Below are 16,535 nucleotides of genomic sequence, written 5' to 3'. Positions count from 1 at the left end.
CTATCTGGCGATTTCCCGGCTCTCTGACCTGTTCGCGGATGCGCCCGTGGATGAGCTTTTTGTCTGACCGAACCGCGACGCCGCGGGGCCGCCACGGGCCTTGGTGCAATGTTATGTGTCAGGCGGTAGCCCGGATACATTGCGACATAAATCGCCGCTCTCCGCGCGCTATAAAGCAGACATCGCACTATCAGGAGAGTCCGCATGAACACCCATTTGCTGAAAGGAAGCTGCCACTGCGGGGCCGTCAAATTCGAAGTGAACACGCCTGTCGCGCCCGCGGCGCGCTGCAATTGCAGCTTGTGCCGGCGCAAGGGCGCGCTGATGACCCCGCCGTTCACGGCTGACCAGCTGACGATCAAGCAAGGCGAGGATGCGCTGACGCTGTACCAGTTCAACACGCGCGTGGCGAAGCATTTCTTCTGCAAGCACTGCGGTATTTATCCGTTTCATCAAACGCGCAAGGATCCGAAGCTCTGGCGCGTCAATATCGGTTGCCTGGAAGGCGTCGATCCGTATACGCTGGATGCCGGTCTTTCCGACGGCGCCAGTCTTTCCGTCGTGGAGGACGCATGAGGCGGCTGCTGGCAATCATCGCGTTTATCGCGGGCGGCATGGCTGCGGAATGGGCGCATCCGGTGCAGTGTTCATTGCTGTGTGCGAGCCGGGTGCAGGTGAAACGTCAAAAGAGATGATCCATTGATGGACACGATCGACCACGTACTGATCGTCGACGACGATCGCGGAATCCGCGAACTGATCGCCGGCTACCTGGAAAAGAACGGCATGCGCGTTTCGCTTGCCGCCAACGGACGACAGATGCGCGCCGTGCTGGATCAAGGCGCGCCGGACCTGATCGTGCTCGATCTGATGATGCCCGGCGAAGACGGCCTCGTGCTGTGCCGCGAGTTGCGCGCGAGCAAGTTCCGCACGGTGCCCGTGCTGATGCTGACAGCGCGCAACGAGGAAGCGGACCGCATCCTGGGTCTGGAAATGGGCGCCGACGACTATCTGCCGAAGCCGTTTGCCGTGCGCGAACTGCTCGCGCGCATTCGCGCCGTGCTGCGCCGCGCGCGCATGCTGCCGCCCGGCATGCAGGTAACGGAAACTGCGCAAATGCTGGAATTCGGCGACTGGCGGCTCGATACCACGGCGCGTCATCTGCTCGACTCCGAGGGCACGATGGTCGCGCTAAGCGGCGCCGAATACCGTCTGCTGCGCGTGTTTCTGGATAATCCACAGCGCGTGTTGACGCGCGACCAGTTGCTCAATCTGACGCAAGGCCGTCAGGCAGATCAGTTCGACCGCTCGATCGACCTGATGGTGAGCCGCCTGCGTCAGCGCTTGCGCGACGTCGCGCGCGAACCGCGTTACATCAAGACGCTGCGCAGCGAGGGCTATGTGTTCTCGGCGTCCGTCAGTGCGATCGAGGATCAGCAATGAGCCTTATTTCGTCGCTGCACTGGCCGCGCACGCTCTTCGCAAGGTTGACGGTGATCCTGTTCTTTGGGCTCGCCTCTGCGCAGGCGTTGTCGTTCTGGCTCACCATGACCGAGCGCGACCAGACCATGACGAACGTGATGATGGGCTACATCGAGCGTGAGGTCGCGAGTTCCGTCGCGCTGCTCGACCATCTGCCCGCTAACGAACGTGCGCAGTGGCTGCCGCGTCTCGCGCGGCGCAGCTACGAATTCATGCTCGGGCCGGGCGTGAGCGGTGGACCGGTGGACGCCAATCTGTCGGCGCGTGTCGCACGGTCTATCGACGAAGGCATTGGCACGAATTATCCGCTCACGGTGAATGCGGTCCCGGGCGACCGTGAACGGCTGCAGGTTCACTTGAAGCTCACCGACGGCACGCCGCTCACCATCGACATGCGCCCTATGTCCGGCGCGCCGTTATCGCGCTGGTTGCCGCTCGTGCTGCTGCTGCAACTCGTCGTGCTGCTTGGCTGCTGCTGGCTGGCTGTGCGCACGGCCACCCGCCCGCTGCACGATCTGGCCGTCGCCGCCGACGCGCTCGGCCCGGATCTCAAGGCTGCGCGTCTGAGCGAAAGCGGGCCGTCCGAGGTCGCGCGCGCGGCGCGTGCATTCAATGCGATGCAGGAACGCATTGCGATGTACGTCACCGAGCGCATGCAGATTCTCGCGGCCATTTCGCACGATCTGCAAACGCCGATTACGCGCATGCGTTTGCGCGTCGACATGATGGACGCTGAATCTGAAGGCATCAAACTGCGCCAGGATTTGCAGGAAATGGAAGCGCTCGTGAAAGAGGGCGTCACCTATGCACGCACCTTGCACGGCGCAACGGAATTGCCGTGCCGTATCGACCCGGATGCACTGTTCGACAGTCTGGTTTGCGATTATGTCGATGCCGGTCAGGCGGTGTCGTTGCAGGGCCGCTTCGGCATGCCGCTCATGACGCGCCCACAGGCGCTGCGGCGTATCGTCGGCAATCTGGTGGACAACGCTCTGAAGTTCGGCGGCAGCGCGGAGATCGACGTGACGATGTTGCCCGGTGGACAGGCGAGCGTTGCCGTGCTCGACCGCGGCCCTGGCATTCCGGCCGATTCGCTCGAAGATGTATTCCAGCCGTTCTACCGTCTCGAAGCGTCGCGTAACCGTCAGACCGGCGGAACCGGGCTTGGCCTCGCAATTGCGCGCCAACTGGCGCTCGCCATGGACGCAACGCTTGAACTCCATAATCGCGCTGGCGGCGGGCTGGAGGCGAGGCTCACATTGCGCAATCTCGTGATGGCGTCGCCTGCCGCGGTGGCGTAGAGCGGCCACGGCAGCGTTCGCTGCAATGCATATCACGATTGATCGTTTGGCCGCGGCGGCGTGCATTGCTAGCATCGTCGACTTCTTCATGAAGCGCCGCTGCCGCAATGACCCCAAGCAAAACGTCGCCCGATCTGCCGCCATCGCGTAGCCGCCGCCGGCTGCTGGGCCGTCTCGCCGCAGGCGGCCTGGTTGCGTCGCAAGCTGCGGCCGCTGGCGAACTGCTGCGGCCGCTCGAAGTCGCACCGTCTAGCCGCACGCCCGGCGCGCCCGTACTCGATCATCCCTATGGCGTGCCGTCGCCGCGCGAGGCCGATGTGGTGCGCCGCAGCGCACGCGCATGGCCGCTGCCCGGCGCGGCCTCGTCGATGACGCCGCTCGCCGATCTTTTCGGCACCATTACGCCAAACGGGCTCGTCTACGAACGTCATCATGGCGGCGTGCCCGACATCGATTCCGATCAGCACCGCCTCGCGATTCATGGCCTCGTGCGCACGCCGAAGCTGTTCACAATGGACGATCTGCTGCGTCTGCCTGCGGAGTCGCGAATCCACTTTCTCGAATGTTCGGGCAACACCGGCAGCGAGTGGAACGGTCCGAGCGGTCTGCCCGTACAACTGACTCACGGCCTGTTGTCGTGTTGCGAATGGACGGGCGTGCGTCTTTCCACGTTGCTGGAAGAGGTAGGCGGCGTGTCGACGCAAGGCAAGACCAAAGACGGCCCATGGCTGCTCGCTGAAGGCGCGGACGCCGCCGCGATGACCCGCAGCCTGCCGCTCCATCGCATACTCGATCGGGCGCTCGTGGTCTACGCGCAAAACGGCGAACGCTTGCGGCCCGAGAACGGCTATCCGCTGCGGCTGATCGTTCCGGGATTCGAAGGCAATACGAACGTCAAATGGCTGCGGCGGCTGAAAGTGGTCGACGCGCCGCTGCAAACGCGCGAGGAGACGTCCAAATACACGAATCTGCTGGCGGACGGCAGCGCGCGCCAGTTCGTGTTCGAAATGGACGCGAAGTCTGTCATTACCCGGCCGTCGCCGGGGCATCGCCTCACCACGCATGGTTATTACCCGATCAGCGGCATTGCGTGGTCGGGGCGCGGCACCATTCGCAAGGTCGAAGTGTCGACCGATGGCGGCGCGTCATGGCGGCTCGCGCGTCTGGAGAGCGTCGCACGCGATCGCGCGCTGACGCGCTTCGAGGCGGATTGGCGCTGGGACGGCGCGCCGTCCGCGATCGTTTCTCGTGCCACCGATTCCACGGGCTACGTGCAACCCACGCGTGCGGAACTGGTCGCCGCGCGCGGCCTGAATTCGCAGTACCACTACAACGCGATCCAGCAATGGCGCGTCGATGCCAGCGGCGAGGTGCGCAATGCGTGAGCGCCGTTCAACCGGTAGTTCCGTCCGTTCAGCGTGCGTCGCGCTGGTGTCGATCATGGCGCTCGTTGCATGTTCAACGGTTGCTCCCGATGCCCGCAATGTAAGCGTGCCGCACGATATCGGCGCGCCGCTCACGGAGCAGGCTATCGCCGCATGGAACCTCGACGTCGCGCCCGACGGCCGCGGCCTGCCGGCGGGCAGCGGCGATGTTGCGACGGGCGCGCACGTGTTCGCCGCGAAATGTGCGGCGTGCCACGGTGCGCACGGCGAAGGCGGTCTCGGCGATCCGCTGGTGGGCGGCCAGGGCACATTGTCGAGCGCAAAGCCCAAGCGCACCGTAGGCAGCTACTGGCCGTATGCAACGACACTCTTCGACTATATCCGCCGCGCGATGCCCTACAACGCGCCCCAATCCCTTTCCGCCGACGAGGTCTATGCGCTCAGCGCTTTCCTGCTGAACCAAAACGGCATCGTTCCCGCCGATACGCGGCTGGACGCAGCGTCGCTGCCGCGTGTCGCCATGCCCAATCGCGACGGATTCGTGCCCGACCCGCGTCCCGGACGACTGTGACGCACCGCGCAAACAAAGGCTCGCGCGCGGCGCTCGCGCGTTGAAACATCGGGTTTATCACTCCAGCAGATATCCGTATCGGATTTGCTTCGTTGTCCTCGCGCGTGTGCGCCGGTACATTCATCTGACTGCGCCGGAACGGCGCTCCGCGAACAGATACGACGAAGAGTTTCCCGTGACGACAGCCTTTGCTCCCAACTCCGCGCGCGACGCCGGCGGCGCCATCGCCGATCAGCACATCGAGATTCGCGCTTTCGACGGCCCCGTCGGAGCCGAAGTGCTCGGGCTCGATCTCAGCAAGCCGCTCAGCCCGCAAAACTTCGCGCGCATTCACCGCGCGCATCTCGACCATCATGTGCTGGTGTTCCGCGATCAGCGCATCACGCCGGACGAGCAGATCGCATTTAGCCGCCGCTTTGGTCCGTTGCAGATTCACGTGCTGCACCAGTTCCAGTTGCCTGGCTATCCCGAAGTTCTGGTGGTGTCGAATATCGTCGAAAACGGGCAGCCAATCGGTCTTGGCGATGCCGGTCACTACTGGCATTCGGATCTGTCGTACAAGGAAAAACCGAGCCTCGGTTCGTTGTTGCACGCGCAGGAATTGCCGGCCGAAGGCGGCGACACGCTGTTCGCCAACATGCACCTTGCGTGGGACACATTGCCCGCGCATCTGCGCAACGCGGTAGAAGGCCGGTCCGCCGAGCACACCTATCTCGCCAAATACGCCGAGTTGCAAAAACGCAGCCCGTGGCGGCCGAATCTCTCAGCGGAGCAGATTGCGCAGGTAAAGCCGGTGGTCCATCCAATTGTGCGCACGCACCCTGAGACCGGGCGCAAGGCGCTGTTCGTGAGCGAACATTTCACGACGCGCGTGATCGGTTTGCCGGAAGACGAGAGCAGGCAATTACTCGACGAAATCTTCGCGCATAGCGTGCGTGCCGAGCATGTGTACCGGCACCGCTGGGCCGAGCACGACATGGTGTTCTGGGACAACCGCTCGTTGATGCACCTTGCGGCGGGCACGCCTGACCATCTGCGCCGCAAGCTTTATCGCACGACGATTGAAGGCGATGTGCCGTTCTGATTACGCCTCGTGCGCCGAGCGTGCTGCTACAGCTGACATCTCAGACAACTCAAACAATTCACACCTCTCGCCGACCGGAGTTCCGATGTTTGCCAGGTTTCATTCGACCGCTGTGCGGTCGTTGCTTGCCCGCCGTTTCGTTGCCACGTTGATCGCCGTCTCTGTCGGCGCGGCGGGCATGAGCGCTGCCGCGTCTGCGCGAGCCGAAGGACAGATCCGTATCGCCGAGCAATTCGGCATTGTCTATCTGCTCTTGAACGTTGCGCGCGATCAGCAGTTCATCGAGAAAGAGGGCCGCAAGCAAGGTCTCGATATCAAAGTGGATTGGGTGCAACTCTCCGGCGGGGCAGCCGTCAACGACGCATTGCTGTCGGGCGCGGTGGACATTGCAGGCGCCGGTGTGGGTCCGTTGCTGACTATCTGGGACCGCACGCATGGCAAGCAGAATGTGAAGGGCGTGGCTTCGCTCGGCAATCTGCCGTACTACCTGGTGAGTAACAATCCGGACGTCAGGAGCATCGCCGATTTCAGCGCTAAAGACCGAATCGCCGTTCCCGCAGCGAATGTGTCGGTCCAGTCGCGGGTATTGCAATATGCCGCGGCGAAGCGGTGGGGCGACAAGGAATACAACCGCCTCGACAAATACACACAGGCACTGCCGCATCCTGACGCGGCGGCGGCGATCATTGCGGGCGGCACCGAGATCAGCGGGCATTTCGGCAATCCGCCGTTTCAGGATCAGGAACTCGCAGCGAACCCGAAGGCGCATATTGTGTTGAATTCGTACGATGTGCTCGGCGGCCCAAGTTCGGCAACGGTGCTCTACGCGACGGAAAAATTCCGCGACGGCAATCCAAAGACTTACCGCGCTTTTGTCGATGCACTGGCGGACGCGTCGAAGTTCATCGCCGCCAATCCGGAAGCTGCGGCCGACATTTATGTGCGCACGAACAAATCGAAAATCGACCGAGCGCTGCTGCTGAAGATCATCAGGAATCCGCAGGTTGAGTTCAAGATTGCGCCGCAAAACACATTGGGGCTCGCGCAATTCATGTATCGCGTGGGTGCGATCAAAAACGAACCGAAGTCGTGGAAAGACTATTTCTTCGACGACCCCGCAACGGCCGCCGGCAGTTGAGCATGACGCGCCGCGTTTTTAACATCGACGGAATGCAGCGAGTGCCTGACGGTTCCGCGCAATCCATATCTCGGGAGCGATCCGATGGTGGCTAATCCTACGCTTCTCTTTCCAGGCAACACCGAGCGCACGGCGCGCAGCGGGCCCGCCGTCAGCGAAAAGCTGCTCGCGGTGGAGAACGTCAGCCTGGAATACCGGACGCGCGAGCGCATTGTCCGCGCGACGCACGACGTCAGCTTCGACGTCTTCGGCGGCGACCGCTTCGTGCTGCTCGGACCGTCCGGTTGCGGCAAGTCGACGCTGCTCAAGGCGGTGGGCGGCTTCATCGAGCCGGTGTCGGGCACCATTTCGCTCGATGGTCAGATTGTGCGCGGCCCAGGCGCCGACCGCATTGTCGTGTTCCAGGAGTTCGACCAGTTGCCGCCGTGGAAGACAGTGCTGCAAAACGTAGCCTTTCCGCTGCGCGTTGCGAAGAAGCTTTCTCGCGCGGAGGCCAATGAGCGTGCTCTGCATTATCTGGAGAAAGTCGGCCTCGCTGCGTTTGCGAACGCTTATCCGCATACGTTGTCGGGTGGAATGAAGCAGCGCGTGGCCATCGCGCGGGCACTCTCCATGCAGCCGCGCGTGCTGCTGATGGACGAACCGTTCGCCGCGCTCGACGCATTGACGCGCCGCAAAATGCAGGAGGAACTGCTGCGCCTGTGGGAAGAAGTGAATTTCACGCTGCTCTTCGTCACGCATTCAATCGAAGAGGCGCTCGTGGTGGGCAACCGCATACTGTTGCTGTCGCCGCATCCAGGCCGTGTGCGTGCGGAATTGAACAGTCATCAGTTCTCGCAGGACAGCTTTGGGCGCAGCGATTTCCAGCGCAGCGTCGCACGTATCCATCATCTGTTGTTCGACGAGACGGAGGCCGTGCAATGAGTTCGCCCGCCACATTACTGCCGCCGGTTCGCGAAGAATACGAGCGCCCTCTGGAACCGCTCGGCGAACTCGTCATTGAGGCGCCGTTGCCGCTGACGAGGCGCATTTTCGCGCAGAGCTGGCTGCGAAAAACGCTGATTGCGCTAGTGCTGATCGCTGCATGGGAAATTGCGGCGCGCGTGGTCAACAACGATCTGCTGCTGCCCACGTTCGGCGCGACGTTCAGCGCCTTCGTGCAGGGCGTGTGGTCCGGCGAATTGCTGCAAAAGACGGCCGTGTCGATGTCGGTACTGCTGCGCGGTTATCTGCTGGGCGCGGCGCTGGCGTTCGTGCTGACATCGCTTGCGGTGTCCACACGTGTGGGGCGCGATTTACTGTCGATGCTGACGGCGATGTTCAACCCGTTGCCTTCCATCGCGTTGTTGCCGATTGCGTTGTTATGGTTCGGACTCGGCACGGGCAGCCTGTTGTTCGTGCTCGTGCACTCGGTGCTGTGGCCGCTGGCGCTCAACACGTATTCCGGCTTTCAATCGGTGCCCGCCACGCTGCGCATGACCGGACGCAACTATGGTCTCACGGGAATGCGCCATGTATTGCTGATTCTGGTGCCGGCCGCATTGCCGTCGATTCTCGCGGGCTTGCGTGTGGGCTGGGCATTTGCCTGGCGCACGCTGATCGCGGCAGAACTCGTGTTTGGCGCGAGTTCGGGCAACGGCGGACTTGGCTGGTACATCTTTCAGAACCGCAACGAGTTGTACACGGACCGCGTTTTCGCGGGGCTCGCCGCGGTGATCGTGATCGGACTGCTGGTCGAGCATTTGGTGTTCGATACGCTGGAGCGGGTTACGGTGCGGCGCTGGGGGGTGCAGCAGTAGTTGCGGGCGCTGCGGCCGCTGGGCATACGGCACGCACGCCGCCAGGTGCTTCGCGGCAAACCGATCCGGGCACCAGCGCAGCGGCGCAGTAAAGTACTGACGCAACCGCACCATCACCCGCGCGACCGTGCCGCACCCACCGACAACGGCCGGTCTTTCTCTTCGTCCTTCACTTCGTTACGTCCTGCGAGTTCGGCCGTCGTTTCCGCGCCGAACAGAAACACCGCTGCGGAGAAGTAAAGCCACATCATCAACACCGCGAGCGAGCCCGCTGCACCGAAAGAACTGGCTGTGCCCGCATGCGTGAGGTAAAGGCCGAACAGGTGCCGGCCGACCGAGAACAGAACTGCTGCCGTCATCCCTCCAATCGCGGCGTGCATGAAGCCCACGTGCGCGTCCGACATCCATCTGAGGAGCGCGGTGAATGCGGCGCCCAGCACAATAAGTCCGATTACTGTTTGCAGGATCGCGGTGACGACGACCAATGGCGAATCGCCGAAAATCGCATGGCCCGCATACGTGATCGCGGTGTCGAGCACGAGGGACACGACAAGCAGAAAGCCGAGGCCGAGCACCATGCCGACCGACACCAGCCGTGTCCGCACGAGCCAGGTGATGCTGCCCTTGCTTTTGGCGTCTTTCGCAGCTTCGAGGACGACATCGAGCGCGGTGTTCAATGAAGTGAAAGTCGCTGATGCGCCGACGATCAGCAGCACGAGGGACACCACTGCGGCGATGCCCCCGCCGCTCGCCCGATGCGCGTGCTCGACGATGGTCTGCATCGCCTCGGCCGCGTCTTTGCCGAGAATGCCGCGCATCTGATCGAACAGACGTCCGCGTGCCGCATCTTCACCGAAGAACCAGCCGGCGACCGCGAGCACCATGAGGAGCGTGGGCGCCAGCGAGAAAGCCGAATAGAAGCCGACGCTGGCGGCCATCATCGGGCAGCGGTCCGACATGAAACGCTTGCCTGCGTTGACGCCGACGGTGATAGCGTTACGCAACCATCCGTGGTTTTTCGACACCGCCGCGCGGGATGAGATCTTGTTCATATACGCCTCGCCATTGAACTTGATGACGCTCCGCGGCTCCGGTTAACCGGCGGCTAAGCCCGCCCGGCGGGCCGCAGCGCTGGATTGCACTGCGCATCCCTTGTGCCTGCCCGCCCACGCAAGCCGAGGCTGTCAGCGTCGGTATCGACCCCGGCCGCCGCGGCTGGCCCCTCGATGCTGTCCGATGTCGACTAGCGCCTCATCGAAACGCGCGCGGCCGCCGTAGTTTTTCTTTTCCGCCGCAGCAGATCTTCTCGTTTGTCCAATGGCCGCTCAAAGCCGATAGTTCAGTCACCGAGGGCGCACTGCAAAACCCCCTCAGCAAGCGGCACCCGGCCAGGCAACACGCCAGGCAGCGCGCTCTCATATCTGAATCTAAATACTTTGGAGCACAACATGAATACGTCGGAAAAAGTCGCAGTGGTGACGGGCGCATCGCAAGGCATCGGCGCCGAATTGGTTAAGGCTTTCCGTCAACGCGGTTATCGAGTGGTCGCAACGGCGCGCGGCATTACCCCGTTCGACGACCCGAACATCGCCACGGTCGCCGGCGACATCGCCGACCCGGCCACCGCGCGGCGCGTGATCGCAGAAGGTGTCGCGCGTTTCGGCCGGATCGATACGCTCGTCAACAACGCGGGCGTCTTCCTCGCGAAGCCTTTCACCAGCTATACGGCAGAAGACTACGCATTGGTGAAAGGCGTGAACCTCGACGGCTTTTTCAACATTACCCAACTCGCCATCGCCGAGATGGAAAAGCGCCAAAGCGGGCACATCGTTACCATTACGACGAGCCTCACGGATCATGCTGTTAGCGGCGTACCTTCGGTGCTTGCATCGTTGACGAAAGGCGGCCTGAACTCAGCGACGAAGTCGATCGCCATTGAATACGCAAAAGCAGGGATTCGCGCCAACGCAGTGTCGCCTGGCATCATCAAATCGCCGATGCATGCGGTCGAAACGCACGCAGCGCTTGGTGCGCTGCACCCGGTCGGCCACATGGGCGAAATGGACGACATCGTTCAGGCCGTGCTGTATCTCGACGCGGCGCCGTTCGTGACGGGCGAAATCCTCCACGTGGACGGCGGCCAGAGCGCCGGTCACTAAACCCATCGAAAATCACCGGGCGCCGATTGGCGGCGCCCGCTTTACCATGGAGGACGACATGCCTATCGTCACGATTCAGGTTACGCGCGAGGGAACGAAGCCTGGCGCATCGTCGGTCACCGCCGACGAGAAAGCGCGCTTGATCAGCGGTGTCAGCCACGTGTTGCTCGACGTGCTGAACAAGCCGCTCGAAGCAACGTTCGTCGTGATCGAAGAAGTGGACATGGAAAACTGGGGTTGGGGCGGCTTGCCGGTTCAGGAATACCGCAAGCAGAAAGCGCTGAAAAGCGGCGAGAGCGGCAAGACCGATTGAGCCGCGCGGCTACCGCGCGCTGGCTTCCGCAAGAAGCCACTCCTTGAATGCGACCACCGCGGGCTCGTTGCCGTTGTCCTTTCGGTGGACCACGTAGTAGGCGAGTTCGCAAGTCTGCGCCTCCGGAAATGGCCGGACGAGACGGCCCTCCGCGATGTCGCGTTCCACCAGACAGGTTCTGCCGAGTGCCACGCCATTGCCTGAAATTGCGGTGTGGATCGCTGCGGCCGAGTCGTTGATTTGCAGCCCGCGGTCGCAGTCGACGACGCCCGCATTACCGGTCTTCTGCACCCAGGAACGCCAGGTGGGGAAGGTGGGAGCCATGCGCATCGATATGTCGTGTATCAACGGGTGGTAATTCAGATCGGCGGGTGTCTTAAGCGGATGTTCACCCGCGAGTAGCGCGGGGCTGCACACCGGGAAGAACTCGTCGCGCATCAGGAACGTCGCGGTAAGCTCCGGCCACTGGCCGGTGCCGTAGCGAATGCCGGCATCCACTCTGTCGGCGGTGAAGTCGACGAGTTTGAGCGACAGGTCGATACGCAGATCGTAGCGCGGATAGTTGCGCTGAAATCGTTCCACGCGATGCAAGAACCACTTGTCGGCGAGAGCTGGCGGCACGGTGACCGTCACCGTGATGCGCTCCTTGCTGGCCTTCAAACGCTCTACAGCCGTCGCGAGCAATTCAAAACCCGCCTGCAGTTCGGGCATGGCCGCGCGGGCCGCGTCGGTCAGCATGAGCCGCGACGCGCCCGACGTCGAGCGATGAAACAGCTCGATTTCCAACGTTTCCTCCAGCCCGCGAATCATCTGGCCGATCGCGGCGGGCGTCACGTGCAGTTCTTCCGCAGCGGCGACATAACTCAGATGCCGGCCGACCGCCTCGAAAGCGCGCAGTGCATTCAGATGATTGGGTGCTCGCATGGGCCGTCGCCAAGCCTGATTGGTTAAGATTGACGCATGCTGGCAGGCCGACCTGACGTCGTCAATACCGGAATGCGGCGGCGCCGCATGACGTCAACCCGGTTGCGCCAGCAACTCGCGAATCTTTGCCTCCGTCTGTGCATAATCGCCTTCGCCGAAGTGGCTGTAGACGACGTGACCTGTCTTGTCGAACAGGTACAGCGCGGGCCAGTACTGGTTATTGAAGGCATTCCACGTTGCGTACTGGTTGTCGAGCGCCACCGGATATTGAATGTCGAACTTCTTGAGTGCCGCGCTCACGTGCCCGGCGTCGCGTTCGAACGGGTATTCCGGAGTGTGAACGCCGATCACTTCCAGTCCCTGATTGCCGTATTGCTTGTACCAGCTCTTCACGTACGGCAGCGTGTTGACGCAGTTGATACATGAATACGTCCAGAAGTCCACCAGCACGACCTTGCCGCGCAGTTGCGGCAGTGTGAGCGGCGGGCTGTTGAGCCACTTGTCGATGCCGGTTATCTGAGGCGCGGCCGGTGGATTGCGTTCGGCGGCGGTAAGCGCGCTGCCGCGCGTCGCAAGCAGACTGGCAAGCAGCGCAAGCGCGATAAATGAGCCGGCAGTGGCGATCGTTTTGAGTCGGGCGTGCATGATCGAATGTCCTTTTAGAAGACGCAGGTTGCGCGCAAGGGTTGATCGGTAGACATGACGTCATTAGGCGCCGCCGACGTATCTGGCATGTGTCGCTGCCCGAGCTCGTGCGCAATGTTTTGTGTCAGCACTGCCGCCCGATACGCTGAGATACAAAGTCACGCCCGTCCCGCGAGGCCCAACGACTTTTGTGTCGCACTGTATCCAGGCAGCCGCCGATACATGAGCTTGCACTTCGCCGCGTGCGCCGACACAAGCCCGATACGTGCCGGTAGTTCAATGCATGTAAGCGTTCCGCCTTGGTCTGCTGACCTGGCCGACGAACTCATTGAACGAAAGGACATCGTTATGCTGCTCATACTTCTCGCCTTTGCCGGCGGCATGCTCACCATTCTCAGTCCGTGCATTCTCCCGGTCGTGCCCCTCGTGTTTGCGCGCGTCGATCAGTCATTCGTCCGGCACGGGTTGTCGCTGCTGGCCGGCATGGCGCTGACCTTCGCGGCCGTCGCGAGTCTCGCCGTGGCCGGGGGCACCTGGGTCGCACACGTCAACGAATACGGCCGGTGGATCGCGCTCGCGTTCTTTGGCGTATTCGGCGCTGCGCTGCTGTTCCCGACGCTGGCCGAGCGGCTCACGCATCCGCTCGTCAGTGCCGGCAATCGTCTCGACGGCGCGCTGCGCCGCGACGGCGGCGAACCTCGCGTGGTGTCGTCGGTGCTGCTTGGCGTCGCGACCGGGCTGCTGTGGGCTCCGTGCGCGGGCCCGATTCTCGGTCTCGTGATGACCGGCGTAATTCTGCATCGGCCAGGCGGAGCGAGTGTCTTGCCGTTGCTCGCGTTCGCAGCGGGCGCGGCGACTTCGCTTGCCATCGTCCTCGCAATCGGCGGGCGGCTGCTCACCACGCTCAAGCGCTCGTACGGAGTGAGCGAGCGCGTGCGCCAGGTGCTCGGCGTGGCGGTGCTCGTTTCCGCTGGGGCAATTGCGCTCGGCGTGGATACGCGCGCGTTGGCCTATGTGCCTTTGCTGAATACCACCGGCATCGAAGGAAAACTGGTTCAGCGCTGGTCCCCCAGGGCGAGTGCGCAGCGCCCGGACCACGGCGCGTTGCTGAAGGTCAGCGCGAGCGCTGAGGGCAGCGAAGTATCTAATCCGATGCGGGGTGCCGCGCCGCTTGCGCTGCCTGTCGAAGGCGCAATGCCGTCGCTGTCGGGCGCGGTGGACTGGCTGAATTCGCCCCCGCTGAAAACGGCCGATCTGCGTGGCAAAGTGGTGATCGTCAATTTCTGGACCTATTCGTGCATCAACTGTCTGCGTACGTTGCCGTATCTGAAGACGTGGTCGAGCCGTTACCGCGATCAGGGGCTCGTGGTCATCGGTGTGCACGCACCGGAATTCGCGTTCGAACACAACATTGCGAACGTGAAGCGAGCCGCGGCGGATCTGGGTGTCGATTATCCGATCGCGATCGATAACAAGCTCGCCGTGTGGCAGGCGTTCGACAATCAGTATTGGCCGGCCTTTTATATCGTCGATGCGCACGGCGACATTCGCTATCACCATTTCGGAGAGGGCGGGTACGAGCAGTCGGAAGAAGTCATCCGTCAATTGCTGGCGGACGCGGGGCATACGAAGTTGCCGGCGCCGGCGGGTGCGGCGAAGGCGACGGGAATCGAAGCTGCCGCCGACCCGCGCGATTTGCGCTCCGGCGAGACCTACGTCGGTTATCGGCAGGCGGAAGGTTTTGCGTCGCCGGAAACGCTCGCGCCGGACGTGCTTCGCACTTACACGTCGCCCGCACGACTGCCTTCCGGAAGCTGGAGCCTCGACGGCGAGTGGAATGTCGGCGGCGAGCGCGCGCAATTGGCCAAAAGCGGTGGAAAGATCGCCTACCGGTTCCACGCGCGCGACCTGCATCTTGTGCTGGGGCCGATGGCGGACGGCAAGCCGGTGAGGTTCAAAGTCACGATCGACGGGAAACCGCCGGGCGCTTCGCATGGCGCGGACACGGACGCGAACGGCGTCGGCGTTGTCAATGAAGACCGGCTTTATCAGCTCGTGCGGCAAAGCGGGCCGGTTCAGGACCGAACGTTCGAGATCCAGTTTCTCGATTCAGGGGTGAGCGCGTACGCATTTACATTCGGCTAGCACAACCGGAGTTCGCGTGCGGAGCCGGCCGGGACAGGCAAGTGCGGCACGCTGTCCCTGCCTGCGCGGCGCGACGCAGGAGAGCGACGCGACGACCCTCCTGCAAGCCCGCCGTGGAATGCGACTTGCTGCGCTGCGATAGTTTTTTATTGCAAATCGTGACACATGTCCCAGACAACGAGTAGCTGCCAGAGATGGAGCGCCCGCCAGGTGCGGGTATTGCACGAGGTGCCGCGCGTCCTCGTGGTCGACGACAACGCGGGCGCCGCGGAAGCGCTTGCTACCTATCTTTCGTACGAGGGTGTAGAAGCGCGTGCGGCGATTGGTTGTAATGAGGCGCTGCGCTGCGTGAAAGACTGGGTGCCCGACGTGGTGGTGCTAGACATCATGATGCCGGAGCGCGACGGCTATGAAACGGCAAGCGCGCTGCGCACCTATCTGCCCACGCCGAGTCTTGGCATTGTCGCATTTACCTCGCTCGACGAAGACCATGTACGGGAAACCGGGCGTGGCCGTCACAATTTCGACGGCTACTGCCGGAAGGGCACCGCGCCGACCGCTTTGCTTGCGCTGATGCGAATTCTCTGGCGAGAGACAAATTAGTTGTCTTTGGTGAAGCGGCCGTTGCGGTTTTTGAGGGCGCGCGACCGATAAAGATGAGAGCGCTGCCCATGCAGTTCGTGCGGCCCGGTTGATGCGCGAGCCGCACGGCCTTCGTCAGCCTTTGACGTGGCTGCTCGAGAGCCAGCCGCCGCTCACGCCGATCTGCGCGATCTGCTTCGCCACCGCATCGGCCAGCCGCGTTGCGTCGGCGGACACGCCAGCGCGCTTCGTTTCGGAGACCGCGTGCAAACCGCCGCCCACGGCCGCCGACGTCACGATACCTCCCGCCGCCGCGCCCACGCCCGCCGTCTCGGCCATGCCAGGCGTCTTGCCGCTGTCGGCGCTTGCGTCGAAGGTTTGCACCAGCCGCGGCGCGCCGCCTGCGGGCTTATAGAAGATCTGCACCGAACTGCTCACCTCGCTCTTGCCGGCCCCGAGACCGATCAGTGTCCGACGGCGGCGGTTTCCCGCGTCGATCTTATCGAAGCTGCCTTGCACCATCAGCACGTTCTGATCGGCGGGCGCGGGTATGTCGGAGCGGATCGCGCGCAGGCCCATCGACTGCAACTGGTGCACGATTTCGTTCGCGACCTGCTCGCGAACTTCGGTTGCGTCGTTGGCTTGCTCTTGCGCTGCCGATGAACCGCCAATATGCGTCTTCAGTTTCTGCAGCATGCCGCCGTCGAGCTTCACCTGGTCGGCTTGCGTATCGAACGTGTAGACGTAGATGTTGTCCGGACGCACGGTCGGCTGCGCGGTCGCTGCGCTCGTATTGGTGACGCTGCCGCCCGCGCAGCCCGTCAGCAACGCGCTGACGCTGACAAGTGCGATGCAGGCAACACGGGCAGTGTTCTTCTTGATGAGCTTGATTGAATTGAGCATGGTTGTCTCGTTGTCGGCACGCGGTGCCGTAGTGTTCGAACCTATCTTCCGATGACCGGCAACCGGGGGATCGTGATCATCGGCGACAGGTATCGCACGTAAAG

Annotated in this window: 17 protein-coding genes; 13 read left to right on the top strand and 4 right to left on the bottom strand. The window is 62.8% G+C overall.

All coding sequences use genetic code 11. The features are described from left to right. Nucleotides 1–204: 204 nt before the first annotated feature. From J2W46_RS11755 to J2W46_RS11715, 9 genes are all read left to right on the top strand, one after another. Entirely contained in the window at nucleotides 205–576 is a 372-nt protein-coding gene (locus tag J2W46_RS11755) for a GFA family protein (RefSeq protein ID WP_020068107.1), read from the top strand. Nucleotides 577–702: 126 nt separating this feature from the next. Continuing rightward, the gene (locus J2W46_RS11750; protein WP_020068109.1) at nucleotides 703–1,443 is read left to right on the top strand and encodes a response regulator; all 741 of its coding nucleotides are present in this window, start codon (nucleotides 703–705) and stop codon (nucleotides 1,441–1,443) included. Then, on the top strand, nucleotides 1,440–2,783 hold the full coding sequence (locus tag J2W46_RS11745) for an ATP-binding protein (protein ID WP_087753957.1): 1,344 nt from the start codon (nucleotides 1,440–1,442) through the stop codon (nucleotides 2,781–2,783). The genes J2W46_RS11750 and J2W46_RS11745 overlap by 4 nt, the downstream gene beginning before the upstream one ends. Nucleotides 2,784–2,890: 107 nt before the next feature. Then, nucleotides 2,891–4,168, top strand: a complete 1,278-nt coding sequence (gene soxC / locus J2W46_RS11740) for a sulfite dehydrogenase (protein ID WP_310353845.1) — start codon at nucleotides 2,891–2,893, stop codon at nucleotides 4,166–4,168. Next, nucleotides 4,161–4,739 (top strand): c-type cytochrome, encoded by a 579-nt coding sequence (locus tag J2W46_RS11735; protein ID WP_310353842.1) that lies wholly within the window; start codon nucleotides 4,161–4,163, stop codon nucleotides 4,737–4,739. The genes soxC and J2W46_RS11735 overlap by 8 nt, the downstream gene beginning before the upstream one ends. A gap of 175 nt (nucleotides 4,740–4,914) precedes the next feature. Further along, complete coding sequence (locus tag J2W46_RS11730; protein WP_310353839.1) at nucleotides 4,915–5,823, top strand: TauD/TfdA dioxygenase family protein; 909 nt, start codon at nucleotides 4,915–4,917, stop codon at nucleotides 5,821–5,823. 85 nt (nucleotides 5,824–5,908) lie between these two features. Further along, nucleotides 5,909–6,961: an ABC transporter substrate-binding protein gene (locus J2W46_RS11725; protein ID WP_310353836.1), complete on the top strand. Its 1,053-nt coding sequence runs from the start codon at nucleotides 5,909–5,911 to the stop codon at nucleotides 6,959–6,961. Between the two features lie 84 nt (nucleotides 6,962–7,045). Beyond that, nucleotides 7,046–7,885: an ABC transporter ATP-binding protein gene (locus J2W46_RS11720; protein ID WP_310353833.1), complete on the top strand. Its 840-nt coding sequence runs from the start codon at nucleotides 7,046–7,048 to the stop codon at nucleotides 7,883–7,885. Next, nucleotides 7,882–8,760, top strand: a complete 879-nt coding sequence (locus tag J2W46_RS11715; RefSeq protein ID WP_087753952.1) for an ABC transporter permease — start codon at nucleotides 7,882–7,884, stop codon at nucleotides 8,758–8,760. Before J2W46_RS11720 ends, J2W46_RS11715 begins: the two co-directional genes overlap by 4 nt. A gap of 113 nt (nucleotides 8,761–8,873) precedes the next feature. On the opposite strand, the gene J2W46_RS11710 is transcribed toward J2W46_RS11715, so the two are convergent. Beyond that, the gene (locus J2W46_RS11710; protein ID WP_310353830.1) at nucleotides 8,874–9,812 is read right to left on the bottom strand and encodes a YihY/virulence factor BrkB family protein; all 939 of its coding nucleotides are present in this window, start codon (nucleotides 9,810–9,812) and stop codon (nucleotides 8,874–8,876) included. A gap of 396 nt (nucleotides 9,813–10,208) precedes the next feature. On the opposite strand from J2W46_RS11710, the gene J2W46_RS11705 reads away from it, so the two are divergent. Beyond that, a complete protein-coding gene (locus J2W46_RS11705) occupies nucleotides 10,209–10,919 on the top strand; it encodes an SDR family NAD(P)-dependent oxidoreductase (protein ID WP_027777490.1) in 711 nt (236 codons plus the stop codon). Nucleotides 10,920–10,977: 58 nt separating this feature from the next. Continuing rightward, complete coding sequence (locus tag J2W46_RS11700) at nucleotides 10,978–11,232, top strand: tautomerase family protein (RefSeq protein WP_027777491.1); 255 nt, start codon at nucleotides 10,978–10,980, stop codon at nucleotides 11,230–11,232. A 9-nt stretch (nucleotides 11,233–11,241) separates the two neighbouring features. Here J2W46_RS11700 and J2W46_RS11695 read toward each other — a convergent pair whose 3' ends face one another. Together J2W46_RS11695 and J2W46_RS11690 are read right to left on the bottom strand one after the other, a co-directional pair. Further along, nucleotides 11,242–12,156, bottom strand: a complete 915-nt coding sequence (locus tag J2W46_RS11695; protein WP_020068120.1) for a LysR substrate-binding domain-containing protein — start codon at nucleotides 12,154–12,156, stop codon at nucleotides 11,242–11,244. A gap of 93 nt (nucleotides 12,157–12,249) precedes the next feature. Then, nucleotides 12,250–12,801 (bottom strand): thioredoxin family protein, encoded by a 552-nt coding sequence (locus tag J2W46_RS11690; RefSeq protein ID WP_020068121.1) that lies wholly within the window; start codon nucleotides 12,799–12,801, stop codon nucleotides 12,250–12,252. A gap of 348 nt (nucleotides 12,802–13,149) precedes the next feature. Between J2W46_RS11690 and J2W46_RS11685 the strand changes: the two genes are divergently transcribed. Then, nucleotides 13,150–14,946, top strand: coding sequence for a cytochrome c biogenesis protein DipZ (locus tag J2W46_RS11685; protein ID WP_310353825.1), 1,797 nt, complete (start codon nucleotides 13,150–13,152; stop codon nucleotides 14,944–14,946). 165 nt (nucleotides 14,947–15,111) lie between these two features. Continuing rightward, the gene (locus tag J2W46_RS11680; RefSeq protein ID WP_193610990.1) at nucleotides 15,112–15,549 is read left to right on the top strand and encodes a response regulator; all 438 of its coding nucleotides are present in this window, start codon (nucleotides 15,112–15,114) and stop codon (nucleotides 15,547–15,549) included. Between the two features lie 114 nt (nucleotides 15,550–15,663). On the opposite strand, the gene J2W46_RS11675 is transcribed toward J2W46_RS11680, so the two are convergent. Continuing rightward, nucleotides 15,664–16,431, bottom strand: coding sequence for a DUF4410 domain-containing protein (locus tag J2W46_RS11675; protein ID WP_131318893.1), 768 nt, complete (start codon nucleotides 16,429–16,431; stop codon nucleotides 15,664–15,666). Between the last annotated feature and the right edge of the window lie 104 nt (nucleotides 16,432–16,535).

It is taken from the genome of Paraburkholderia strydomiana, assembly GCF_031456815.1.
GTDB classification, from domain to species: Bacteria; Pseudomonadota; Gammaproteobacteria; order Burkholderiales; family Burkholderiaceae; genus Paraburkholderia; species Paraburkholderia caledonica.
Note: the sequence above shows the minus strand (reverse complement) of the source record. Positions and strands in the feature narration are given on the sequence as shown.